Here is a 23,512-nt window from a genome sequence, read left to right as displayed (position 1 = left end):
TGTCGATTATCGACTTATTTAAAATAGCTAAAATCTTCACCAGCTTCCATTTTAAGAAGCGTTTCATAAATCATTTTAATCACATTTTCAACATCGTCTCTATGTACCATTTCTACTGTGGTATGCATATAACGTAAAGGTAATGAGATTAACGCAGAAGCTACACCACCATTGCTATACGCAAAAGCATCGGTATCTGTTCCTGTTGCTCTAGATAATGCAGAACGTTGAAACGGAATCTTATTTGCTTCGGCAGTTTCTGTAATTAAATCACGTAATTTTTGTTGTACCGCAGGAGCATAAGCTACTACAGGACCTAAACCAAGTTCTAAATGACCTTCTTTTTTCTTGTCAATCATTGGCGTAGTGGTATCATGCGTTACATCGGTAACTATAGCCACATTCGGTTTAATAGTTTGTGTAATCATTTCGGCACCACGTAAACCAATTTCTTCTTGTACCGAGTTGGTAACGTAAAGTCCGAAAGGTAATGTCTTTTTGTTTTCTTTTAATAAACGTGCAACTTCGGCAATCATAAAACCACCCATTCTGTTATCTAAAGCACGACAAACAAATTTATCTTTGTTAAGAATATGAAATTCGTCTGGATAGGTAATTACACAACCAACATGTACGCCAAGTGCTTCTACTTCTTCTTTAGTAGCGCAACCTGTATCTATAAAAATATTGTCTGGTTTTGGAGCTTCTTCTTTAGATTTGTTTCTGGTATGAATTGCTGGCCAGCCAAAAACACCTTTTACAATACCATTTTTGGTATGAATATTTACAATCTTACTAGGTGCAATTTGGTGATCACTTCCTCCGTTTCTAATCACGTAAATTAAACCATTATCGCTAATGTAGTTTACGTACCAAGAAATTTCATCGGCATGCCCTTCAATTACTACTTTGTATTTTGCATCTGGGTTAATAACACCAACAGCAGTTCCGTAGGTATCGGTAATAAACTCATCTACATACGGCTTTAAATAGTCCATCCAGATTTTCTGTCCTTCCCATTCGTAACCCGTTGGGGCTGCATTATTTAAATATTTCTCTAAAAAGTCAATAGACTTTTTGTTAAGTATGCTCTTTTTTGCCATTTGAATTAATTTTCGTCTAAATTAAGAATATTAATAATAATTTAAAGGTTTCTAAAGCGTAAATTATTAATTTTACTGTGTTTATAATAAATTGAGAATTTGGACGTGTTATACCTAAACATCTTTCTTGAACTTTTAAAAGATGAAGAAGTATTTAGATATAAAACCCAATTTGGAACGGTTTTAGACATTTAATTTTAAAATAGGAATACTTCCGTGTACACGGAAAATACATATGAAACACATTCTTTACCTTTTTATACTTTTTCCTGCCTTGCTATTTTCGCAAATTAAGGAAGTACAACAGGACACTACCGACTATGAATACATTATAGTTAAAGGTGATTCTACGGCAACTTCGTCTATAGATTTAGAGGAAGTGATGCTTTTAAATAAATTAAAATTCAATACGCTAGCAGATAGAAAACGCTATCTTATTATCAAACGAAAAACCATAAAAGTGTATCCGTATGCCAAACTTGCAGCCGAACGTTTGGAAACCATGCAAGAAAGAATGGATGGCATAGAACGTAAAAGTCTTAAGAAAAAATACGCAAGACGCGTGCAAAAGTATATTGAGGAAGAGTTTTCGGAAGAGTTAAAAAAACTAACACGAACCGAAGGACAAATACTCGTGAAACTCATACACAGACAAACGGGGAAAACTGCTTTCGATTTAATTAAAGAATTACGAAGTGGTTGGAGAGCCTTTTGGTTTAACAGTACTGCGAGCCTTTTTGATATTTCGTTAAAACGAGAATTTGATCCGGAAAACGAAAAAGAAGATTTTCTTATTGAGGATGTTTTACAAAGAAACTTTCAAAACGGTATTTTAGAAAAGCAAGAACCTGCTGTTTCATTCGATTTTTATGCACTTTCTGATAAGTGGTTATCTTCTAAAAACAATCCCTAAATGCGCATACAAACTCTTTTTGAAGAAAAACTCAACGCTTTTTCACATTTAATAGGTGCATTTCTTGGTATTGCAGCATTGGTATTGCTAATTATAAAAGATGCCCATAAAAGTGACTGGAGCCTTTTTAGTGTAATAGTTTATGGTATTTCTATCATCGTTTTATTTACAGCATCTGCTTTGTATCACTATGTACAAGATGAAAAAAAGAAACATTATTTTAGAATTCTAGATCATATAAGTATCTATATGCTTATTGCAGGAACCTACACACCCATTTTATTAATTACTTTGCAAAATAGCCTTGGTTGGACTTTATTTTATACCGTTTGGGGAATTGCCGCTTTTGGTGTGATCTTAAAAATATTCTTTACTGGTCGTTTTGAAGCTTTTTCAATAATTCTATATTTAGCAATGGGGTGGTTGGTTGTTTTCGACTTTAGCCATCTTAGTGAAGTTCTAGGTAGCAACGGTATTTTATTACTCTTTGCTGGCGGATTAGCGTATACAGGAGGGATTATCTTTTATGCCATTAACAAGATACCGTATAACCATGTTATTTGGCATATGTTTGTATTGGCAGGAGCCATCTTTCACTTTTTTATGGTGTATTTTTATGTGATTTAAAAGCATAAAAAAACAAGGTCTACAAAAGTAGCCTTGTTTTATATATCATAGAGATGTAAAGCGATTACGCTACTACGTCTTTCTTCTTGATTTTTCTGTATGGAAACGAGTTAAAAATACTACGTTTACCAAAACGAGATTGTTTATCGCTTTGTGCAAATTTGATGTATAAACCTTTGTTTACACCAAAGTACTCATAAGTATTACCATCTAAAAAAGAAACCTCTAACAATAAACCTTTATGTTGCCAGTCTAAAATTGGACTAGATATAGTGGTTGTGTATTCTTCTTTGTTTGCTTCTAAAGTTTCTGGAGCCATACTTACTAAAAAGTGGTAACCATCAATAACTTTTCTGCTCATTAGTTCTGCTTCTACAGCTTTTTCATCACCAGCTTGAAACTTATCTGGATGCCATTCTTTTACTAAACCTCTATACGTAGTTTTTAAACTTTTTAAAGTCATTTCTTTTTCTACGTTGAATAATTTTTTGTACTCGTTAATACGTTTCATGTGGTAATTCTATTTTCTAAATCGAGTGCAAAGGTACTACTTCTTTTTAGATGAGGAAGTTTTAGTTGCAAAAAGTTGAGTTATTGAGGGTTGGAGAGGTTTGTGTACGGTTATTTGCATGTATTAACAACTAAATTAGGAAATACAAGCCTAATAAAAAATCTGAGAGAGTTTTCTTAAGCAGACTATGACTAGTAATAAAATATTCAAGGAGTTAGTGGCTTCTCATTTTCAAAATCTAAGTTAATTTTCATCTAACTCTTTAACCCAATCTCTAAAAACAATTTGACCAAAAACTTCACTATCTGGAAATATTCGTGTTAATTTAGTCTTGGGATAATAAGTATCTCTAATTTGAGTTAAAATTTGAATAGCACTGCTATTCATTTCAAATAAATTATGGCCAATATAAATTTCCTCTAAATCTTGTGGGTCAAATCTTAAAAAACGGTTGTAAGGCTTTTTTAAATTGGCAATCAAACGCCATTCTTTTTCATATCTCCAATTCTTTGTTTTAGTAAAAAGCATTAGTTCTTTGGAAAATGAAAACCCATCAGGGAATTGCTTTAACTTTTCAGGGTAAACAACTTTTCGTAATTTTATTCCATTAAATTGATTTTCATTTTTAAATTTATTAAAGTTTTTTGCTTTGAATTTTAATACTATCCCATTATAGTTTCCTGTATAATGTGCCCACATTAAAGGGCAAAACTGGTTTTCAGTAAATGAAATAATTCCAATATCATTAAAGTAATTCCTTTTTTGCGTTTTTTCTTCTTCGGAAAATTTATAGTTAAATATCAGACCCCTATTGCAATCAAAAGGATCATTAAAATGTACTGGATTACTTAACCATAAGTAGTTGCCTAATAAAGAAGAAATTGTTTTTTCATTCCATGATAAGTATTTATATAATGTCTTATTTGATTCAGGAATTAATTCACCATTTTCCAAATAATCCCATTGTTTTAATTCTCTATTCCATTCTGCGAAATACTTTTCATCAATGGTATATCCTTTTTTCATAGCTGAAATTATTGTTTTTTAAGGTCATGTTTCTCAAGTTGCCTCTAATGTTTCATATAAAAAAATCATTTCCATAACCAATGAAACTGGTCATACTTATATTTTTATTACACCTTAAACGAAGTTAGAAGAATTTTTCAATAGCTCCAAGTCTTTTTCAAAAACCTAATACAAAGTTATTAACCTAAAGTGTTGATTCTTAAAATCTAATATTTTACACCAAAGTCAATAAATACCCCAAAACTGCTCCGCCTAAAACAATAGCAACGCTATTTACTTTTTTAAAGACAAATACCATTATTATACTAACTATTGCAATAACAATAGTTCGCCAATCGGTTAGTGTGTCTTTTGCCATGGTAAAACAAACCGCAATAATTAATGCAACTGCAGCTACATTTACCGCATCTAAAAACGCTTTAATTTTTAGCGATTTTTCCATTCTTGGTAGCAATGGGTTAAGTAGTAACACAAAGAAAAAGGAAGGTAAAAACATACCAAGGGTTGCAAGTATGGCTCCTGTAAAACCATGCATTTGCCAACCAATAAATGTGGCTGTAGATAAAACAGGTCCTGGTGTTATTTGTCCAATAGCTACGGCATCAATTAATACTTGTCGGCTAAGCCAACCGTTGGCTACTAATTCGGTATCTAAAAAGGCAAATAGTACATAACCACTTCCATAGAGAATGGCACCCACTTTTAAGAAGGTAAGAAATATTTTTAATCCTGTTATTTTACTAGGATCTATTGCTTGTAGTAATAGAAGTGGCAAGAAGCTGTTTAATTGGTTGGTATTTTGTTTTAGGGTATAGATGGCTAATCCTAAAAAACCAGAAACAAGAAGTACGGTGATTTCGTTGATACCAAATATACATGCTACTAATGCGGCAATACCTAAAATGGCGAGTTCGGTATTTTTAATTGCTTTTTTACCAAGTTTATAGGCAGCCATTAATATGATAGAAATAACTGCTGGTTTAATGCCGTAGATAAACGGTTTTACGTTTGGTAATTGTCCGTAGCTTTGATACAACCAAGCAAAAAGCGCTGTAATACACACTGCAGGAAATATAAAACAGATTCCTGCAACAAAAAGTCCTTTCCAGCCTGCACGTTCATAACCAACATGCATGGTCATTTCGGTGGAGTTTGGTCCGGGAATTAAATTAGTCGCACCAACTAAATCCAGAAAATGTTGGTCGGTCATCCATTTTCTTTTTTTAACCACTTCGTCTTCTAACATGGCAATATGTGCCGCAGGACCACCAAAAGCAATGCTTCCGAGTTTGAAAAACAGTTTTGCGAGTGCTTGAAGTTCTTTTTTTTGCGACATTATAAATATGTTTTTACGCTTTGTATGCTATTTTAAGTCTGAGTTGTGTTGTTCTTTCAGACCTCTTTTGGAAGCCACAATACTAATGATTAATAGTTGAATGGCGTGGTATAGCATGATTGGTAAAAGCAGGATTCCGATGGAAGCCATATTACCAAAAATGATTTTAGAAAAAACGGTTCCATGCACCAATGATTTTTTCGTACCACAAAACTGTGCAGTAGTTTGATCTTCGGTATTAAATTGCATTTGCTTCGCTAAGAAACCAGTTAAAAAATATAGGATTCCAAAGAGAACTAAAACCGCAATAAAAAGTAGTAAGATATCTAAAAGCGATATGGAACTAAATAGGTTATCAGCAAAGGAACTAGCAAAACTTTTGTAAATAATAAGAAGGATAATCGATTTATCGAATCGTGTTAATAGCTTGGCATGTTTTAGTGCAAATGCTCCGAAAAAACGCTGTAAGAGCACACCAGTAATTACTGGTAAAATGATTTGTACGATTAGCTTTACATAGATATCGGTAAAACTAAAATCGGTTCCCGTTTGTTGTACAAATAAACCCATCCATAAAGGGGTAAGCACAACACCTATAATTCCGGAAATACTAGCATTAAAAATAGCAGCAGGAATATTTCCTTTTGCAATGGAAACCATGACTACCGATGAGGATACAGTAGAAGGAAGGGCAGCCAAGAAAAAAAAGGCTAGCCAGATAATTTCTTGTTCTTCGTTTTGAATTAATGGACGAAAAATTAATACCAATAACGGAAAAATCAAAAAGGTAGAAGTTTGTATTAGAAGATGCAATTTCCAGTTTTTAATGCCTTCTTTTAGTTTTGTCGGACTTAATTTAAGTCCGTAAAAAAAGAAGATAAGCGAAATTCCTATCGCACTGATGGTATCTATAGGGATTTCACTTTCTGGTGTTCCCCAATGTGGAAAAAGATAAGCTAGTCCAATGGTTGCTATAATAGAAAGTACAAATCCATCCATTTTTATTTTCATAACTTTTTGTTTGCGACGCTAATTTAAAGATTGCTACAACACACACTTTTGGAAAATATCTTCAAGTTCTTTTTCTGGATCGATGGTTATTCCTGGATGTATTTTAGAACTTTGAATAATGGTACTTCTGCACGCGGTTAGCCATCTAAATCTATCGGAAAGTTCTAGTGTTCCTATTTTTCCTCCAGAAGGAGCACCTTCACAAACTAGTTTCCAAGCATGAAGGTATTCGTTAAATGTTTCCAATTCCATTTCGCAAGCAAAGGCTTTTAGTTTCTCTGGATTAATATGGTATTTAATACCTAGAAATTTCTTCCGTTTAGAAAAAAGAATGACTCCAACATTAAAGAATTCTTCCCTTTCTACTTTAGGAACAATTCGAATTATTGCATATTCAAATGTACATCTATCTTGCATCTTCGGCTTCTTTAATTAATAGATCTATTTTAGAAAATCTTGTGGTTATAAAGGTAATATATGCTTCACGCATTTCTTCAGGAAGCATAGTGTCTGCTTCGCTAATTAGCCAGTCTTCTGGAATATTAGAAATAATTTCTACAATTTTATCTTTATCTAAAAGCTGTTGGATTTCTTTAGCAGCTTCGTTTAATTGCGTTGCTTTCTGTAAAAGTACATGGTCTTTTATTAGCGGAAATGTTCTAGTAAGATGACTTTCCCAAGTTTTCCAATTGTGATGAAAGTAAAAACTCGCGCCATTATCAATCACCCAAAGTTCGTTATTCCAATGTAGTAAATTGGTGTTTTTTGCGGTTCTGTCAATATTACTTATCATGCTATCTAGAAGTACTACTTTGGAAGCAGTCATCGCGTCTACAGTACTTACCAAAGGATCAAAAGTAATAGCACTTGATAAAAAATGCAAGCCTAGGTTTAGGCCGACACTAAATTTAAGAAGGTCTTGAATTTCTTCGTCTGGTTCTGTTTTGCTGAAGGAATCGTCGAGATTCATAAAGACTAATTCTGGAACTTTTAAGCCAATTGCTCTTGCGATTTCACCACCAATAAATTCGGCGATTAGTGCTTTTTTACCTTGTCCGGCACCTCTAAATTTTAATACATATAAAAAGCCATCGTCTGCTTTCACGATTGCAGGAAGCGAACCTCCTTCTCGTAAAGGATGGACGTATTGCGTAACATCTACGGTTCTAATATCAATTTTATTCATAAAGAGGAAAATCTAACTATGCGAATTTACATGAAATTTTATTCTAAGAACAAGTTTTAGATTTCGGATTTAAGTTTTTCATTTTTAAAATATTTCTTTCGAAGCCAAAAGGAAACTCTAACCAATAAAATTAAAGCAGGAACTTCTACTAGCGGACCAATAACTCCTGCGGATAAAACTTATTTTTGTTTTTTGTAGATTTTGATAAATACAATTTGGTTTTTAAACTCTTTTATTACGTCATATTCCTTTGTTAACGCCTCATAATCTTTATCACTGATGTTGTAGATGTTTGAGTAAAAAACATATTCTGCACCTGCTTTAAATCCTTTGAAATTTTTATGATTCCCATTTAAATCAATATTATCTATTCGTGCAGTATTAGGAAAAAAGGACTGTACTTGATCGATATCAATTTCTTGTTCCTCTAAGTAGTTTATGGCTTGATTTCTAAGTTTGTAATATGGCAGGTGTCCTAAAGTAGAATCCCATCCTTGAGAAATTTTATCTGGATATACCCAAAAATTACCAGTTGTTATTGCCAGTAACCAAATACCAATTAATACTCGTTTTAAAGTTACACTAGAATTTGAATAAAATAAGATTCTAGCACATAATAAAGAAAAAGTTAAGTATATAGGTAATAGGTATCTATGGGCAAGTAAGTTTTTTGCCCATAACATGTTTAATGGTAAAATAAGAAGAATACAGATAAATATAAATAGCAGTTGTCGGGTTAGCTTATCTCTAAATATTTGTTTTCCATATTTTAGAAATAGGATAGAAAATACGATCCAAATTCCAATTCTACCAAAGTCAATAATTCGCCAAAATAAGATTCCTATATTAAAAAAGTACCCTTTTAAATTTACAGATTCAAAACAATTAGCCCAAGGTGAATCTTCGTGATACCCAATCCATCCTTTTTCCAGATAATGGTAAAGATTAAAGAAAATAAATACGAACACAGCTGGTAAATATATTTGGCTTCTTTTTAATAGTGAATAAAATATATTCTTAACGGAATTGTTGAAATGCACATTGTAGAAAACATCTATAATAAGAATACAAAAAGCGACCATCATACCTCGCATGCTGGTAAGAAAAAGTAGCAGTATACTAATTAATAAAATGTTTTTTTTGTTTTGGAGAACACTATTTAAACCTAATAGAAAGAAAAAGACTAAAGGAATGTCTGGTGAAATTAAAGTGATCTGACTTAATAAAGTAGGGTCTAATACTACTAATAAGAATACAATACCAACATGCTCTTTTTTAAAGAAAAATGTTACCGCTTTTTTGAGTTGCCAAACAATTCCTACTACAAATGGTAACATGGATAAATGACTAACAATAAGGCTTTTTCCGAAAATACTCCATATGAAAGCAAGGTAAAACCCAAAGGTTGGAATATGCCCACTATCTATAGAATTAGGTAATAATATATTTGAAAAATTAGTAGACAAATAATAATTAGCATGTTTGGAAGCTAATTGAATGGTATCCCAAAAAAAACTGTTTTGTAAACTAGATGTATATAAAACTATTAATATAATTAAACTTAAATAGTAAAATAGATTATCCTTAATTAGTTTTAACATTAGTTTTGGTCTAATCGTTTTTGAAAAATTGTAAAATTCATTTTCATACGCTTTGCTAAGAAAAACATACAGGATGTTTTAACAACTCCTAAACCATAAATGACACTACTTTTTAAATTAATAGAAGAAGCCTCTTCAAAATATTTTGTTGGACATGTAATTTCTGCAATTTCGTAATTATAAAATACAATTTGAGATAGCATTTGATTATCAAAAACAAAGTTGTCTGAGTTTTTTGAATAGTCGATAGATTTCAAAACTTTAGAAGAAAAGGCTCTATATCCAGTATGGTATTCCGATAACTTTTGACCAATCATTATATTTTGAAAAAGGGTGAGTATTCTATTGCAGATATACTTATATATTGGCATACCTCCTAATAATGCGCCATTTCCTAATATTCTGGAACCTAACACCACATCATATAAGTTATGCGCAATTAAATAGCACATAGAATGAATAAGTTTTGGGGTGTATTGGTAATCAGGATGTAACATTACTACAATATCCGCATCTAATTCTAAAGCTTTATTATAACATGATTTTTGGTTTCCACCATAACCTTTGTTTTTATTATGCTTAATGATATGTTTTATTTTAAGTTTTTCGGCAACTTTAAGAGTATCGTCTGTGCTATTATCATCTACCAGAATTATTTCATCAACGATATCAAAAGGGATTTCATTATAAGTGTTTTCTAAGGTTTTTGCAGCATTGTAAGCTGGTAAAACAACTATTACTTTGTTATCTAATATCATTTACATTCAATAAATTGGCTTCAACTCAAGTAATACAAGTTTATTTTAACTACTTGTATATGTTAAGCGAAACTACTTGAATTATTTCACAAAGTCAAGTTTAAGTATTCTCATTTCCAAAATATTTCTTTCGAAGCCAAAAGGAAACTCTAACCAATAAAATTAATGCGGGAACTTCTACAAGCGGACCAATAACTCCTGCGAATGCTTGTCCGGAATTCAACCCAAATACAGCAATTGCAACTGCAATGGCTAATTCGAAATTATTTCCAGCTGCTGTAAATGCCACCGAAGCTGTTTTATCATAAGTTGCACCTGTAGCTTTGGTAAAGAAAAAGCCAATAAGAAACATTAACGTAAAGTAAATTAGCAGTGGAATGGCAATAATAACTACATCCATTGGTATTTCTACAATCAATTCTCCTTTTAACGAAAACATAACCACAATAGTAAAAAGTAGCGCAATTAAAGTAATTGGTGAGATGGTAGGAATGAACTTTTTGGTGTACCATTCTTCTCCTTTTAACGGAACAAGAATTACACGACTTAGTATTCCTAAAAGGAAAGGTATTCCTAAATAAATAGCGACACTTTCGGCAATGGTTGCAATAGAAATATCTACGATGGCACCTTCAAATCCAAAATAGGGCGGAAGCACGGTTATAAAAAGCCATGCATAAAAACTATATGCAAACACTTGAAAAATACTGTTTAAAGCGACTAAACCTGCACCGTATTCACTGTTTCCTTCGGCAAGATCATTCCAAACTAAAACCATAGCAATGCAACGAGCAAGACCAATTAGTATCAGTCCAACCATATATTCCGGATAGTCTCTTAAAAAAGTAATCGCCAGAATAAACATTAAAACAGGACCGATAATCCAATTTAGAATAAGCGAAATAGAAAGGATTTTCGTGTTTTTAAAAACTTTTGGTAATAAGGAATAATTCACCTTTGCTAAAGGCGGATACATCATTAAAATTAAACCAATTGCAATTGGAATATTAGTTGTTCCGTGGCTTAACGAGTTGATGAAATCTGGAAAGTTAGGCGAAAAATAGCCAATAGAAACACCTAATGCCATGGCTACAAAAATCCATAGGGTTAGGTTTTTATCTAGGAAACTTAATTTTTTTGGTACTGCCATTTTTAAGATTGAATTTGAGAGAATACGTAAAATAATTCGGTTGCAATTTGTAGGCTTCTTTCGTTGTACTTTTCTGCTTGTTGTGGTTTATTATCAAACGCTTTTGGATCTTCGAAAGTAATAGGAATGCGTTTTTCTGCACCAGCAATAAACGGACAACCACCATCTGCTTGCGAGCAGGTCATGATTGCGGCAAATTCCGATTTCGGATTAAAATTCGCATCCAGTTTTTTAGAAAAACAGATAACAGGATGTTCGTTATTGGAATATTTAATCGTGTATACTGGGTTTTTACCTTCGGAAATGGTGTTTACTTCAAAACCTGTGTTTTTTAAGGTTTCTGCAACCATAGGAAATAGGGCAGTAGCCTCGGTTCCTCCAGAATAACAAAACACATTTTTAATACCAAAATGGTATGCTAAGGTTTGCGCCCAAACTTGGGATAAATGACTTCTTCTAGAATTGTGCGTGCAAATAAAGTTTAATCTAATTTCTTGATTTGCATGTGCTTTTTCTTGAATAAAAGTAACTAAGGGATGTAGCGTTTCTTTGCGAGTAGCACTTATACTATCCGTATTTAACGTTGCAATAGAAGCTTCAATAGATTTAAATAATGTCATTTTTTATTGGTGTTTAAGAATAAATTAGCAGCAACCGCTTCCTGGTTCGCAAGAGTTTCCTGTTGGGATGTCTGAGAATTGTAATTTTGGTTTTTCTGTAGGAATTCCACAATTATCTTTTGCTAAACAGTCTGTTTGTTTGGTAGTAAGTACGAAGTTTGTTCCGTCAAAATCTAATCCGAATTTACCAATAGTATCCGCTTGGTATTCTACTTCAATCTCTAAATCTTCGATACCTAGCGTTTTTTCTGAAAGTTCTATAATGTGCATTAATTTTTCAGGATGCAATCTGTGATCGTAATCGTTGGCATTCCATAATTGAAAGTTTACAACTTCTTCTTTTCTTACCGTTCCACCACAATCGATAAAATGTTTGGTGATTTTACCAACTTCGGTAACATGAAAATGGTTTGGTACTAATTCGCCATTTGGTAATTGAAAAGCAATGGTTTCTAATTGTTGTAAATGGTTTTTAATTTCTGAAAGTTTCATAAGTGTATTTGTTTATTGCGATTATACGATTAATCATTTAAATTTTTTTAACAACATTCTGTGTTGTTTATATCTTGATCTAAAAAAGTGTGCATTACCTGTTTCATTTTACTCCAATTCTCGGTATCTATACAGTAGCATACACTAGTTCCTTCGACGTTTCCTTTAATTAAACCTAAATGTTTTAGTTCTTTTAAATGTTGTGAAATAGTAGGTTGTGCTAAGCCTATTTCGTTAACTAGATCCCCACAAACACAAGTGTTTATTTTAAATAAGTGCTGTAAAATAGCGACTCTTGCCGGATGCCCAAAAGCTTTTGCAAACAATGCAATTTCGTTTTGTTGGTCTGAAAACATTTCTGTTTTTGCTAATCCCATTTGTTTTATTTATTTGTTCATTGCAATATTACGATTAATATTTTACTTTGTATTTATGTTTTCAAAAAAAGTAGAATATATTTTAAAAACGGAAGTCGTTTTTCTTCGTTTTGCGCAATATGCCAAGCGATTTACATTTCTGTTCTATGGGTTTTCGTTGTAAAAAGTATAATTATGAATAAGTAAATTGTTTTTTTTATTACAGATTTTACTAAATGGAAGTATTGTATTTGGTTACTAAATTATTTAAAATAAAAGAAATACGTATTTATAACTATTTGTGATTCAGGTATTTACACTATTTTCTTATTATGTTTAAAATCAGACCTTTACAGTGTTACTAAGAAAATAAATCCGTTTTAAACTATAGATACCTTATGAAACCTATATTGATTTTTATCGTTTTAACCACAGCTTTTGGATGTAAGTACGATCTCAGAAAAGATTTGAAAACCGAAATGACACCAGATTACATACATGTATCTAAAATTGCAAAATCTGATTGGGTCGCAGTATCCAATTGGGTCACAACAGTAAAAAGCGTTGTTAGGTTATATAAAATTAAGAAATAATAACATGCAAAAATCCAAACCATTAATATAATAGAAGCCTATGAAACCTATGCACAAATTGGCTATAAATCTAAAACCATTCATGAAACCTCAAGTAGTGATTTATTTAATTGTTTTGTCTGTCATAGTGCTTCGCATAAACAAAGTGTTACGCCGCTGAATATTAGTCAGATTTTTACAGGGTATGTTGGAAAGCTTAACGGACTTAATAAGACGGAGGTTAAAAAGCAACATGTAGATTTTATTCAAGAGAAATTAGAACAGCTTAGAATGGAAAATAAATAATAAAAAGCATAGAAAAGTATTATTTAAGTGGGATTAAATGTCTTTTCTATGCTTGTTTTTTACTAGGTATAGCTATAGGTTTTTTAATCCTATTTAATGTTTAATAAACTTAAATGTATTGTAAGAAGCTATGTTTAAAAAATAAGTTCCCTTAACCAATTTTTGAATATTAATGCTATTTTGAATATTAGTTTGTCCTTGTAAAACTATTTTTCCATTTATATCAAAAACAGTATATTCCGATTGCTCTAAGACTCCTTCTATTTGTATAAAATGAGATGCTGGATTTGGAAAAACTTTGATTTTTTGCGTTGGATTTTGAATATCTACGATGCTCAATTCTTCATCTCTAGCTTGTATATTATCAATATCTAATATAGCCTCTATAGAATCTCCTTCCCAATCTGGTACATCATTGTGGATAATACGTAGTTCGGTAATAGCACTAAAAGTACCATTATAAGAATTGGTATGCCCTAGTTTTGTTAAGGATTGCTCATCTATTGGAAATATAATTGTTTTCCATCCTTGACCAGGAACAACTGCAATTGGGTTTGTAGAACTCCATCGTGGATCATTGGTCCAGTTGTCATTTTCGAATGCTAATCGCAATATGATTACGTTTGTACTTGAATTTCTAACATCCATAGAAATATAGCTGACTCCAGCATCGACATAATCACCTTCCCATTGTGCATTATTAAATGTTGCTAATTTAGCATCTGACCCTGTATTTCCGTTAGATTGAACTCTTAAGAAATTATCATCCATCCCGTTAGGGCCATCGGTAGCAATGTTTTCATTTGGTAATGTAGATGAATCGTCTTTTGTCCAATTCTCAGCAGTAAATCCTTCAAAATCATCTTCTAGGTTTAAAGATATTTTAGGTAAATCTAAGCTAACTAAACCCATATCTTCATCTCTTGCTTGCATATTATCCATATCTAATATCGCTTCAATAGAATCTCCTTCCCAATCTGGTGCGTCATTATGAATAATACGTACTTCGGTAATAGCACTAAAAGTACCATTGTAAGAATTAGTATGTCCTAGTCTTGTTAAGGATTCTTCATCAATTGGAAAAACAATGGTTTGCCATCCTTCGCCAGGAATAACAGAAATTGGATTTGTAGAACTCCATCTCGGATCATTTGTCCAATTATCATTTTCAAAAGATAATCTTAATGTGATTATGTTAGCTCCCGAATTTCTAACATCCATAGAAATATAAGTAACTCCAGCATCGACGTAATCACCTTGCCATTGGGCATTATTATATGTTACCAATCTAGAGTCTAATCCTGTACCATTAATAGATTGAAGTCTTAAGAAATTATCATCCATCCCGTTAGGACCATCGGTAGTAATATTTTGATTAGGAACTGCAGCATAATTGTCTTTTGTCCAGTTTTTAGCTGTAGATCTTTCAAAATCATCTATTAGATTTAAAGATATTTTAGGTTCATTTAAATCTGCTAAGCCCATATCCTCATTTCTTGCATGTATATTATCGATATCTAATACCGCTTCCATATAATCTGAGTTCCAACTTGGTGCATCATTATGAATAATACGCATTTCGGTAATAGCACTAAAAGTCCCATTGTAAGAATTAGTATGTCCCAATCTTGTTAAGGATTCTTCATCCATTGGAAATACTATAGTTTGCCATCCTTCACCAGGAATAATAGCAATAGGATTTGTAGAAGTCCATTGTGGATCATTTGTCCAGTTATCATTTTCGAATGCTAATCTTAATGTAATCGTGTTAGTCCCCGAATTTCTAACATCCATAGAAATATATGTAATTCCAGCATCAACATAATCCCCTTGCCATTGGGCATTATTAAATGTTACTAATCTAGATTCTACTCCAGTACCACTATTAGATCGGACTCTTAAAAATTTGTCATCCACTCCATTAGGTCCATCGTTAAGTATATTTTGATTTGCTAAGGTAGTATTGTTATTTGTCCAATTTTCAGTAGTATATCCTTCAAAATCATCGATTTGATTTAGTGCTATTTGTGAGGAAGCAAATAATGGTAAAAGTAATAGGGTAAGAAATGTAATTTTTTTCATTTTTATCTTTTTAAATAGTATGTAGTTTTATGGGAATATAAATATAGAATTAAGTGACTAAGTTAGTAAATAAAACGGAATGTGAAAAATATGCTAGTCTTTGTGAAAAGTGAATAATCTTATAATTAATTATTGGTGTTTTTAGCAATAGTATTCAGTAACAAATTGTTTAGCTTTTCTATATAGTCACTTTTTCCTTTAATTGTTTGAAATGTAAAGTAACCAATAGTAAGGGGTTTAAAATAAAATAGAAAATGAGTTAAAGAACTCTTATTTTGGATCCTGTATTTGTTGATCTGTTAGGTTTTCGATTAGAAAATTAGCAACTTCAGGAAGATTATTTACAAGTTCTTCTACCACTTTTGAATCTGCCAAATCAGTACGAAGTCCGGGGAGCATACTCAAAGTAGGATCATCAAAATCGGCACAACCCATAGCCCAATTTTCAAACAAACGATGGTCTGTAGGAGTTTCAAAAAGGATTTTAATATCCGAATGCCTAGTATCTTTTTTCAGACGGATAAAAAGGGCATCTATAGTTTCTGGTTCTCCCTCAATAACCTGAAGAAAATAACCTTCTTTATACATCAATACCCCACTAATATTATCTATCATATTGTAACCACGAGCTTCGTGGAGTAAGTCTAACAAGGCACGTTTACTAAGTGGCACGATTGCATGACTAGAGTAAACTAGACGGCGTAATTTCATATTGAATACTATTTGGGTTCGAATAGGGTTGTTTTACTGCTATTAATAAGTAAGTAGGGTAAACAAATTTAGAATAAACTTTTTACAAAGGCAAGTTTTTTAAACTTTTATAATGTATTGATATTTAGTGATTAATCTTAATGGTTTTGAGTTGTTTGTATTCCGAAAACTACGATTTTACTTCTTGTAATTTGTGTAATTGGACTTTTTGTACTATTGAATGATTTTCCAGGTATTTGTATCATACAATCAAAGCATCCAGGTTTTTATTTTAGCGTATACTTCTGGAGTGTTCAATAAATCTAAATGCTTGTTTTCATAAGCAATCCACGTATTTTTCTTTTTAAAGTTTAAATTTTTATCCGGATTTTCATGTTGTCCTAAAGCGCTTTTTATTCCCACCATATTGTCTCCCAAAAAATGCTTGATATTAGATTTCGTTTCTTTACTAGTAACACCTGCAATACTATAACAGGATACCTTTTTTGGTAATGGAATATGTTGGCTTTTGTCGCCTTGCATTTTAAACCTATCGCTATTTTGCCAGTCTGTGTCTAGTAAGTTTCCATATCTTAAATCGGTAACACCAGCACTTCTTATTTTTCCTAATCTAGCAAAAGGTTTTGCATAAGGAACAGCTTCTAAAACAACATCTAAATAGTTCCCTGCTTTTTCTAAAGGAGCACCATGATGTGGTGTACCAAGAAAAACAACTTTTTTTAGATGCTTAGTCCATGATTTTTCATGTTGCTCAGCATAATATATTGCGCTTCTAGAAACCAAACCACCCATACTATGTGCAAGGATAGTAAGTTCTTGAACAGGAACAGGCCAGTTTAAGATTAGTTCTTCTAATAATTCACTTAATTTTTGTCCGTTTGTAGAAACATGAAGCCCACTATTATAATGTAAAAAAATAGGTGTTTTTTGTAATTCTTCCGCTAAAGCTAGACCGTGATTATGTTCTTTTCTAGTCCATTGCATGTCGTTCATACAAGAACCATGAACCATTAAAATAATTTTTCCGTGGACAGTAGGATATGCTTTTGTAATACTTTTTTTATTTAGCGGAATTGCTTTTCCTTCCTTTCTAAATTGCATAGTAATACTTAACGGATTTTCGGTTTTTTCTAAATAGTCACCAATGATTCCGTTTAAAACGGATTGTAGCACTTCTCTTTCTTCGGTAGTTTTTATTTTTCCACTAACGGAAACAAATTTCCCTAAAACTTTATCTACACCGCTACCAATAAGTCTTGTGCTCCATCTAATATTTTTATAGGCTATTCCCGAAATATTAGTAATAAGATGCTGTATTGGAGTAGAAGGTAAAAAAGGAGGATGCACTACGCTTTGATGCATAGATTCTACCAAGTCGGTAATTCCTATGGTGGCATCGGTAAGTAAACGACTGATGCCTTGTAATTTGGAGTCTTCCTTTTTTTTGCGAGCCATTTAAAATTTTATAAATGAAATTATACTTTTAAAATATCCTGATATTCTTCAAAAAAAGCTTCGAATTGGTGCATGTTTTCATTGAAAAAAACCATGACTTCTTGCCAGGTATTTTTGTTATGAATAGACACCTTTTTTTCTAAAGGAAGATAGATTCTCGAAATTTCTTTACCATTTTCTAAGAAGTATTCTTCTTCAAAAATAGCATCCGGTAAATACTCATTCAATAAAATAGATTTTAAAGATTCCAGTTTTTCCCAAATGGTAATTCGGTTTTCTAAATCGTCTTCTAAGTCTAGAGCAATTAAGGCTGTTTTGTTATCAAAATGAAACTTAAAGCTAAAACCTTTTATTTTAGTATTGTATAAGGTCCATTTTCTTGGAAATGATTTTCCGAAGCTGGTCCAAAATAATTGTTTTATTTGTCTTGATTCTTCTTTAGAGTACATAATTTTTTTATTTCCGCGAAGGCGGAAATCTTATGATTTTAGTTTTGTTAAAAATTGTTTTTTAGCTTAACACCATTTAATTTACTTTTTTATTCTTCAAAATTATTTGAAAATTTAAAAGATTTCCGCTTTCGCGGAAATTAAAAAGTATCAAACAAAATAAGCAATTGCAATAGCAGCAATAATGGTTATTAGTTTGGTAATATTAAATTTATGGTCTTCGTTACTTTCAAATAAAATAGTGGTTGAAATATGTAAAAATATACCAATTACTATTGCTGAAATTTCATAATAATAGTTTTGAATAAAGGTGAAATTTTCGGAAAGCAAAACGCCAAAAGGCGTCATTAATGCAAATAAAACTAAGAAAAAAACAATTTTAGCTTTTGGTAATTGAGAAGCAAAAAAGAACGTAGCTAATATAATTGCAACAGGTAGTTTATGGATAATAATTCCTATTAGTAAACTACTGTGATTATGTATTGGTATTCCTTCTAACACACTATGAATACTTAAACTAATAAATAATAGCCAAGGAAAATTAGTTTCGCTTTTATCTAAATGTACGTGACCATGTTCTGCCCCTTTAGAGAAAAATTCTAATATGATTTGCATCAAAATACCAATCATTATAAACAAACCTACATACTCATTACTTTGCGCATACACTTCTGGTAAAAAGTTAAAAACAGTAATAGATAGAAGGAAAGCGCCACTAAAAGCGAGTAGTAATTTTAGATTTTTATTTTGCGTTGGTTTTAAAATTAAAACAAAGGCATAACCTAAAAGGACACTTAATATAGGAAGTAAAATGTTTTGCATCTATTTAAAGAAATATTTAATTTAAAGACTCTTCGACAAGCGCAGAGTGACAGTTTTGCTTATTAACGACATGTCGATTATTAGTTCGACTATTTAAAAATCATGATCAATCTTTCGCTTTGTTTGGCATGAAAAGGATTTAGCTTAAAATCACCAAATATATCTAGTAAATAGACTCCAGCTTGTTCAAAAAGCGTTTCGAAATCTGCTAAAGTGAATCCTCTTACTCTTTCTTGAAAATTATAATCTTCACCTGCAGCAGTAAAAGAAATATCTTTAATAATATAACCATCTACAACACTTCGTTTTTGGGTGAAAGCAATACCTTCAACGGTTTTAACGTCTTCTGCAACTAGGTTATCTATAACGTATTCACTATTCATAAAATCGATAACACCAAAACCAGACTCGTTTAATTCTGCTTTTATCGCTTTTATAGTATTTAGATTGTCTTCCTCTTTATCAAAATAGCCAAAACTAGTAAACAAGTTAAAGACAGCATCAAACTGTTCTTTATAGGGTTTACTCATATCATGGACATTAAATTTTAAAGTTTCATTTTCAAATTGCTTGGCATGTGTAATGCTATTTGCAGATAAATCTACTCCAGTTACATTATAGCCTAAAGTGTTTAAATAGATGGAGTGTCTGCCTTTTCCACAAGCAAGATCTAGTATTTTTCCACCTTCTGGAATATTTAAATAATTGGTAAGATTATCCATGAACTGTTGGGCTTCGGTATAATCTCTGTCTTTGTAAAGAATATGGTAAAATGGTGAGTCAAACCAAGAAGCAAACCATTCTTTTTCGCTTTTTATCATGTATTGTTATATATCAGCACAAAAATAATCTATTTTTGCAATCTATTTGTCGAAAAACATGGAGAATAATTATAAAATGCTAGCCAAAACTTTATTTGGCTTTGAAGAGTTATTAGCAAAAGAACTAACACAGCTTGGTGCACAACAGGTAAAAATTGGTGTGCGAAGTGTTACTTTTGTAGGAGATAAGGGCTTTATGTATAAAGCGAACTTAGGCTTACGTACTGCTATTAAAATTTTAAAACCTATTAAGACTTTTAGAATTGTTAATGAAGAAGATTTGTACAAACAAGTGTATAAAATGGACTGGAGTGAGTACCTTAAATCTTCTGGTACTTTAGCAATTAGCTCTACAGTGAATTCTACACAATTTACACATTCGCAATATATTTCACTTAAAACGAAAGATGCTATTGTAGATAAGTTTAGAGATACTACTGGAGAAAGACCAAATGTAGATTTACGTTTTCCAGACTTAAAGATTAATGTGCATATTGATAGACAAATGTGTACGCTTTCTTTAGATTCTTCTGGAGAGTCGTTACACAAACGTGGTTATAAAACCGCAACTAATATTGCACCAATTAACGAAGTACTTGCGGCTGGTTTAATTATGCTTTCTGGTTGGGACGGACAAACCGATTTTATGGATCCAATGTGTGGTTCTGGAACGATGCTTGTGGAAGCAGCAATGATTGCATGTAATATTCCGCCAAACCTAATGCGTAAAGAATTTGGTTTTGAACGTTGGAGTGATTGGGATGTAGAACTTTTTGAAAAAATAGAAGAATCCTTATTAAGTAAAACTAGAGATTTTCATCATCGATTACTAGGTTTTGATAAATCACCAAGTGCTGTTGCAAAAGCAAAAGAGAATTTAAAAAATGCGCATTTAGACGAATTTGCTACCATTAAACACGAAGATTTCTTTAAAACTAGAAAAGGAGGAGAAGAGAAATTGCACATGGTTTTTAATCCGCCTTACGGAGAACGTTTAGATAATTTAGATATCGAAGATTTTTACGGAAAAATAGGAGACACCTTAAAACAAGGTTATCCAGGAACAGATGCATGGTTAATTACTTCTAATTTAGAAGCTTTAAAGTTTGTAGGCTTACGTCCTTCACGCAAAATAAAAGTATTTAATGCAAAGCTAGAAGCGCGTTTAGTGAAATACGAGATGTATGCAGGGAGTAAGAAGGGGAAATATATGAATCCAGAAGAGGATTAATTTTTTATCTTCTGTTATAACATTATTTGTTCACTTCTGGAAATTCTAAAAAAAGCTGATCAACTAATGTATTAATGTGCTTTCTTAAACCAGGTTTCGATTTGTCTAAATCACAAGGAATTGTAGCCTGCCAGATTACTTGATTTTTTTCTATATCGGAAACATAAAGAATTAGTGTTTCTTTTGTATATATAACGGTATTTATAGTACAAGTTAGCCAATAGTCAAATTCATTATCTAATTCGCAGTTTTTCACAAAGGTCTCTTCTTCTGTTATGGCAATTTTAAAACCAGCTTGAAGTTGCGGACTAAAGACATTGGTTCTATATCCTAATGCCGTCATATGTTTATCTACTTCGCCTGCAATTAATTCGCGAACATAGGTATTGTCAAGATTGGGATATTGAGTGTTGTCTACTTGAAAATCATCCAAGCAAAGCATAAAAGTTTTGTATTCGTTAAAGTCTACTTCTTCATCATATTCCGATAAAATATCTACAGATGCTGCACAACCGATTAATACTGTAAAAAGAAAAATGTACAAAGCTTTTAAAGATCTCATAATGTATTGTTTATTATATAAAGATCTTTAATTATAAGTAACTTTACTATGATATTTGTCAGCTTTAGAAGCTAGTATTTTTCTTGAAGTATTTGTGTGTGATGTTCTACGTGATGTGCTGTCCACATAATAATTTCTCTCACAGGCATTTTTCCCATTAAAGGATGTGGTAGAATATACGTGTCCAGTTGTTTATCGTTCCAGCGTTTTAGCGTTTTGTATTGTAGCTTTTTATTTTCTACTTGTAGTCTGTGGAGTATGTATTCTTTTTCGCTTAACGTTGGTGCTTTCATGTTTTGCGAACCTTTAAAGGTTTTGCCTTGAACGCCTAATAATCGTTCTTGATATCGTTTTACAATAGCGTCATAATCTCTTATTTCTCTATTTGCTTCACCAAATTTAAATTTCAGTAAAATTTTAGGCATGCTTAACGCATCGTTAAGCGGTTTTATACTTTGCAGTAAGTGTAATGCTTGCTGACCTGTGATCCATTTTCCTTCCGGACCTTCTTGCCATTTATCGGCTTTCTGATTTTGTAACCAATCTACAAGAGTATTATGTTTCTCTTCTAGATTGCTAACAATATCTTCTTTATTCATTTTTATCCTTTTTTAAATAAAGGAATAAGGTAAGAAATATTATAGCTATAACCTACACCAAAATTACTGCCATCGTAAGTTTTGTTATAGCCAGGAATATAAAGATTCTCAAAATTATCTGGTTGGTCTTGGCTAAACACATTTTTTAATTGTGCATTAAGGCCAATAAATAAGTTTGGTAAAACTTCTGCTTTAATACCAATTATTAATTCTGCCCAAATAGCAGTTAAGCCACTAGATTTTGCAGGATCGTTAGAAACTTCTTGTTCCCAATACTGCTCTTGTGCATATACGGCATAACTATTTCTAGTTTGACTAAAAGTACTTGCACCAACACGCAAACCACCATAAATCATGTTGTGCATACCAAACCAATTGGTGTACGAATTATAATCTACTCCAGCTTTAAAATAAGACCCTGAAGCTGTTGTATTAATGTAATCATTACCTAGAGTTCGTTCTTCTGTACCAAGCTCTCCAGCAACATATAAACGTTTAGTTAGTCTAAAATCGGCCATGATTTCAAAACCTTTATAATCATCATCGAGGGCAGTGCGAATTAGTTTGCTTAAATCTCCACCAACACGAAGCCCGTATTTTTGAATGTGTTTAATCGAATCTTTTTTAGCTTTGGCAATGCTATCATTCTGCGCATTTGTAGAAACACAGCATAGTATAAAAAAGACAAAGATATTAATGGAATAGGTTAAAGTGCGCTTCATCTTCATTGCTAATAGGTTCGTTATCTGTTGTTGCTCTTATATAATCTATCCATTTATCCCCATCGTCGAAAACGCTAATAGTGACATTTTCAAAAACTGTTTTATAACCACAAGCTTTAGATACATACTCTAGTTTTGTATTGTAAGAAATGGTTATGGTATCAGCATTTCCTTCTATAGTTCCGTCATCATTTAAAATATAACCTGTATGCATTACATACTGTGTACTATTTTCTGTAGTTTTTAAAGGAAGATATACAGAATTTGTTGTTACTATATTATAATCGCTTAATACCTCTTCATTACCAACGCCTTGCACTCTAAATTTAGTAGCGTTTTTTTTGTTTTCTGTATTCGCGCTATTATAAAATTGAATAAATAAACGAGCAGTTGTAGAGGTATCATCGGAACAGATATCATCTTTTTCGCAACTTAAAAAAGCGACAAAGACCATAAGAACTGGGATTATAATAAATTTTAGTTTTTTCAT

Annotated in this window: 27 protein-coding genes and 1 pseudogene; 4 read left to right on the top strand and 24 right to left on the bottom strand. The window is 32.0% G+C overall.

The window, feature by feature from the left end; genetic code table 11:
- Nucleotides 1–14: 14 nt before the first annotated feature.
- A complete protein-coding gene (locus FG167_RS15430; RefSeq protein ID WP_203459109.1) occupies nucleotides 15–1,103 on the bottom strand; it encodes a M42 family metallopeptidase in 1,089 nt (362 codons plus the stop codon).
- A 235-nt stretch (nucleotides 1,104–1,338) separates the two neighbouring features.
- On the opposite strand from FG167_RS15430, the gene FG167_RS15425 reads away from it, so the two are divergent.
- Together FG167_RS15425 and FG167_RS15420 are read left to right on the top strand one after the other, a co-directional pair.
- The gene (locus FG167_RS15425; protein WP_203459108.1) at nucleotides 1,339–2,016 is read left to right on the top strand and encodes a DUF4294 domain-containing protein; all 678 of its coding nucleotides are present in this window, start codon (nucleotides 1,339–1,341) and stop codon (nucleotides 2,014–2,016) included.
- Entirely contained in the window at nucleotides 2,017–2,643 is a 627-nt protein-coding gene (locus FG167_RS15420) for a hemolysin III family protein (RefSeq protein ID WP_203459107.1), read from the top strand. It abuts the gene before it with no gap.
- A 64-nt stretch (nucleotides 2,644–2,707) separates the two neighbouring features.
- On the opposite strand, the gene FG167_RS15415 is transcribed toward FG167_RS15420, so the two are convergent.
- The 13 genes and pseudogenes from FG167_RS15415 to FG167_RS15360 form a co-directional block, all read right to left on the bottom strand.
- On the bottom strand, nucleotides 2,708–3,154 hold the full coding sequence (locus tag FG167_RS15415) for a KTSC domain-containing protein (RefSeq protein ID WP_203459106.1): 447 nt from the start codon (nucleotides 3,152–3,154) through the stop codon (nucleotides 2,708–2,710).
- 243 nt (nucleotides 3,155–3,397) lie between these two features.
- Entirely contained in the window at nucleotides 3,398–4,180 is a 783-nt protein-coding gene (locus FG167_RS15410; protein WP_203459105.1) for a DUF2971 domain-containing protein, read from the bottom strand.
- 214 nt (nucleotides 4,181–4,394) lie between these two features.
- The gene (chrA, locus tag FG167_RS15405) at nucleotides 4,395–5,516 is read right to left on the bottom strand and encodes a chromate efflux transporter (protein WP_203459104.1); all 1,122 of its coding nucleotides are present in this window, start codon (nucleotides 5,514–5,516) and stop codon (nucleotides 4,395–4,397) included.
- A gap of 27 nt (nucleotides 5,517–5,543) precedes the next feature.
- The gene (locus FG167_RS15400) at nucleotides 5,544–6,527 is read right to left on the bottom strand and encodes a bile acid:sodium symporter family protein (RefSeq protein WP_203459103.1); all 984 of its coding nucleotides are present in this window, start codon (nucleotides 6,525–6,527) and stop codon (nucleotides 5,544–5,546) included.
- 33 nt (nucleotides 6,528–6,560) lie between these two features.
- Nucleotides 6,561–6,944 (bottom strand): DUF3037 domain-containing protein, encoded by a 384-nt coding sequence (locus FG167_RS15395; RefSeq protein WP_203459102.1) that lies wholly within the window; start codon nucleotides 6,942–6,944, stop codon nucleotides 6,561–6,563.
- Nucleotides 6,934–7,713: a HipA family kinase gene (locus tag FG167_RS15390; RefSeq protein ID WP_203459101.1), complete on the bottom strand. Its 780-nt coding sequence runs from the start codon at nucleotides 7,711–7,713 to the stop codon at nucleotides 6,934–6,936. The genes FG167_RS15395 and FG167_RS15390 overlap by 11 nt, the downstream gene beginning before the upstream one ends.
- A gap of 56 nt (nucleotides 7,714–7,769) precedes the next feature.
- A pseudogene (locus FG167_RS17455) lies at nucleotides 7,770–7,883 on the bottom strand (arsenical-resistance protein); the annotation flags it as partial.
- Nucleotides 7,884–7,892: 9 nt separating this feature from the next.
- Nucleotides 7,893–9,314 carry a hypothetical protein gene (locus tag FG167_RS15385; protein WP_203459100.1) on the bottom strand — a complete coding sequence of 474 codons (1,422 nt, stop codon included), beginning with the start codon at nucleotides 9,312–9,314 and terminating at the stop codon, nucleotides 7,893–7,895.
- Nucleotides 9,314–10,072 (bottom strand): glycosyltransferase family 2 protein, encoded by a 759-nt coding sequence (locus tag FG167_RS15380; protein ID WP_203459099.1) that lies wholly within the window; start codon nucleotides 10,070–10,072, stop codon nucleotides 9,314–9,316. Before FG167_RS15380 ends, FG167_RS15385 begins: the two co-directional genes overlap by 1 nt.
- A gap of 100 nt (nucleotides 10,073–10,172) precedes the next feature.
- Nucleotides 10,173–11,222 carry an ACR3 family arsenite efflux transporter gene (gene arsB, locus FG167_RS15375; protein WP_203459098.1) on the bottom strand — a complete coding sequence of 350 codons (1,050 nt, stop codon included), beginning with the start codon at nucleotides 11,220–11,222 and terminating at the stop codon, nucleotides 10,173–10,175.
- A 2-nt stretch (nucleotides 11,223–11,224) separates the two neighbouring features.
- A complete protein-coding gene (locus tag FG167_RS15370) occupies nucleotides 11,225–11,842 on the bottom strand; it encodes a low molecular weight phosphatase family protein (RefSeq protein ID WP_203459097.1) in 618 nt (205 codons plus the stop codon).
- Nucleotides 11,843–11,866: 24 nt separating this feature from the next.
- A complete protein-coding gene (locus FG167_RS15365) occupies nucleotides 11,867–12,334 on the bottom strand; it encodes a DUF6428 family protein (protein ID WP_203459096.1) in 468 nt (155 codons plus the stop codon).
- A gap of 47 nt (nucleotides 12,335–12,381) precedes the next feature.
- A complete protein-coding gene (locus tag FG167_RS15360) occupies nucleotides 12,382–12,711 on the bottom strand; it encodes a helix-turn-helix transcriptional regulator (protein WP_203459095.1) in 330 nt (109 codons plus the stop codon).
- Between the two features lie 377 nt (nucleotides 12,712–13,088).
- On the opposite strand from FG167_RS15360, the gene FG167_RS15355 reads away from it, so the two are divergent.
- The gene (locus tag FG167_RS15355) at nucleotides 13,089–13,283 is read left to right on the top strand and encodes a hypothetical protein (protein WP_203459094.1); all 195 of its coding nucleotides are present in this window, start codon (nucleotides 13,089–13,091) and stop codon (nucleotides 13,281–13,283) included.
- A gap of 378 nt (nucleotides 13,284–13,661) precedes the next feature.
- On the opposite strand, the gene FG167_RS15350 is transcribed toward FG167_RS15355, so the two are convergent.
- The 6 genes from FG167_RS15350 to FG167_RS15325 all read right to left on the bottom strand — a co-directional run bounded on the left by FG167_RS15350 (nucleotide 13,662) and on the right by FG167_RS15325 (nucleotide 19,908).
- The gene (locus FG167_RS15350; RefSeq protein WP_203459093.1) at nucleotides 13,662–15,650 is read right to left on the bottom strand and encodes a T9SS type A sorting domain-containing protein; all 1,989 of its coding nucleotides are present in this window, start codon (nucleotides 15,648–15,650) and stop codon (nucleotides 13,662–13,664) included.
- Nucleotides 15,651–15,920: 270 nt separating this feature from the next.
- The gene (locus FG167_RS15345; protein WP_203459092.1) at nucleotides 15,921–16,361 is read right to left on the bottom strand and encodes a BLUF domain-containing protein; all 441 of its coding nucleotides are present in this window, start codon (nucleotides 16,359–16,361) and stop codon (nucleotides 15,921–15,923) included.
- Between the two features lie 249 nt (nucleotides 16,362–16,610).
- Nucleotides 16,611–17,816: a hypothetical protein gene (locus FG167_RS15340; RefSeq protein ID WP_203459091.1), complete on the bottom strand. Its 1,206-nt coding sequence runs from the start codon at nucleotides 17,814–17,816 to the stop codon at nucleotides 16,611–16,613.
- 20 nt (nucleotides 17,817–17,836) lie between these two features.
- Nucleotides 17,837–18,265 (bottom strand): DUF4268 domain-containing protein, encoded by a 429-nt coding sequence (locus tag FG167_RS15335; protein WP_203459090.1) that lies wholly within the window; start codon nucleotides 18,263–18,265, stop codon nucleotides 17,837–17,839.
- Between the two features lie 150 nt (nucleotides 18,266–18,415).
- Nucleotides 18,416–19,087, bottom strand: coding sequence for a ZIP family metal transporter (locus FG167_RS15330; RefSeq protein WP_203459089.1), 672 nt, complete (start codon nucleotides 19,085–19,087; stop codon nucleotides 18,416–18,418).
- An 89-nt stretch (nucleotides 19,088–19,176) separates the two neighbouring features.
- The gene (locus FG167_RS15325) at nucleotides 19,177–19,908 is read right to left on the bottom strand and encodes a bifunctional 2-polyprenyl-6-hydroxyphenol methylase/3-demethylubiquinol 3-O-methyltransferase UbiG (protein WP_203459088.1); all 732 of its coding nucleotides are present in this window, start codon (nucleotides 19,906–19,908) and stop codon (nucleotides 19,177–19,179) included.
- Between the two features lie 58 nt (nucleotides 19,909–19,966).
- Here FG167_RS15325 and FG167_RS15320 point away from each other — a divergent pair, with 58 nt between their 5' ends.
- Nucleotides 19,967–21,139: a class I SAM-dependent RNA methyltransferase gene (locus FG167_RS15320; RefSeq protein ID WP_203459087.1), complete on the top strand. Its 1,173-nt coding sequence runs from the start codon at nucleotides 19,967–19,969 to the stop codon at nucleotides 21,137–21,139.
- Nucleotides 21,140–21,161: 22 nt separating this feature from the next.
- Here FG167_RS15320 and FG167_RS15315 read toward each other — a convergent pair whose 3' ends face one another.
- From FG167_RS15315 to FG167_RS15300, 4 genes are all read right to left on the bottom strand, one after another.
- A complete protein-coding gene (locus tag FG167_RS15315) occupies nucleotides 21,162–21,701 on the bottom strand; it encodes a DUF4136 domain-containing protein (RefSeq protein ID WP_203459086.1) in 540 nt (179 codons plus the stop codon).
- A gap of 71 nt (nucleotides 21,702–21,772) precedes the next feature.
- Complete coding sequence (locus FG167_RS15310; protein ID WP_203459085.1) at nucleotides 21,773–22,300, bottom strand: DinB family protein; 528 nt, start codon at nucleotides 22,298–22,300, stop codon at nucleotides 21,773–21,775.
- A 2-nt stretch (nucleotides 22,301–22,302) separates the two neighbouring features.
- On the bottom strand, nucleotides 22,303–23,022 hold the full coding sequence (locus FG167_RS15305; protein WP_239004409.1) for a DUF6048 family protein: 720 nt from the start codon (nucleotides 23,020–23,022) through the stop codon (nucleotides 22,303–22,305).
- Nucleotides 22,994–23,512 (bottom strand): DUF6452 family protein, encoded by a 519-nt coding sequence (locus tag FG167_RS15300; protein ID WP_203459083.1) that lies wholly within the window; start codon nucleotides 23,510–23,512, stop codon nucleotides 22,994–22,996. Before FG167_RS15300 ends, FG167_RS15305 begins: the two co-directional genes overlap by 29 nt.

It is taken from the genome of Lacinutrix sp. WUR7 (assembly GCF_016864015.1).
Taxonomy (GTDB): domain Bacteria; phylum Bacteroidota; class Bacteroidia; order Flavobacteriales; family Flavobacteriaceae; genus Oceanihabitans.
The sequence above is the reverse complement of the archived record's forward strand: the minus strand, read 5'-3'. Positions and strand labels throughout refer to the sequence as shown.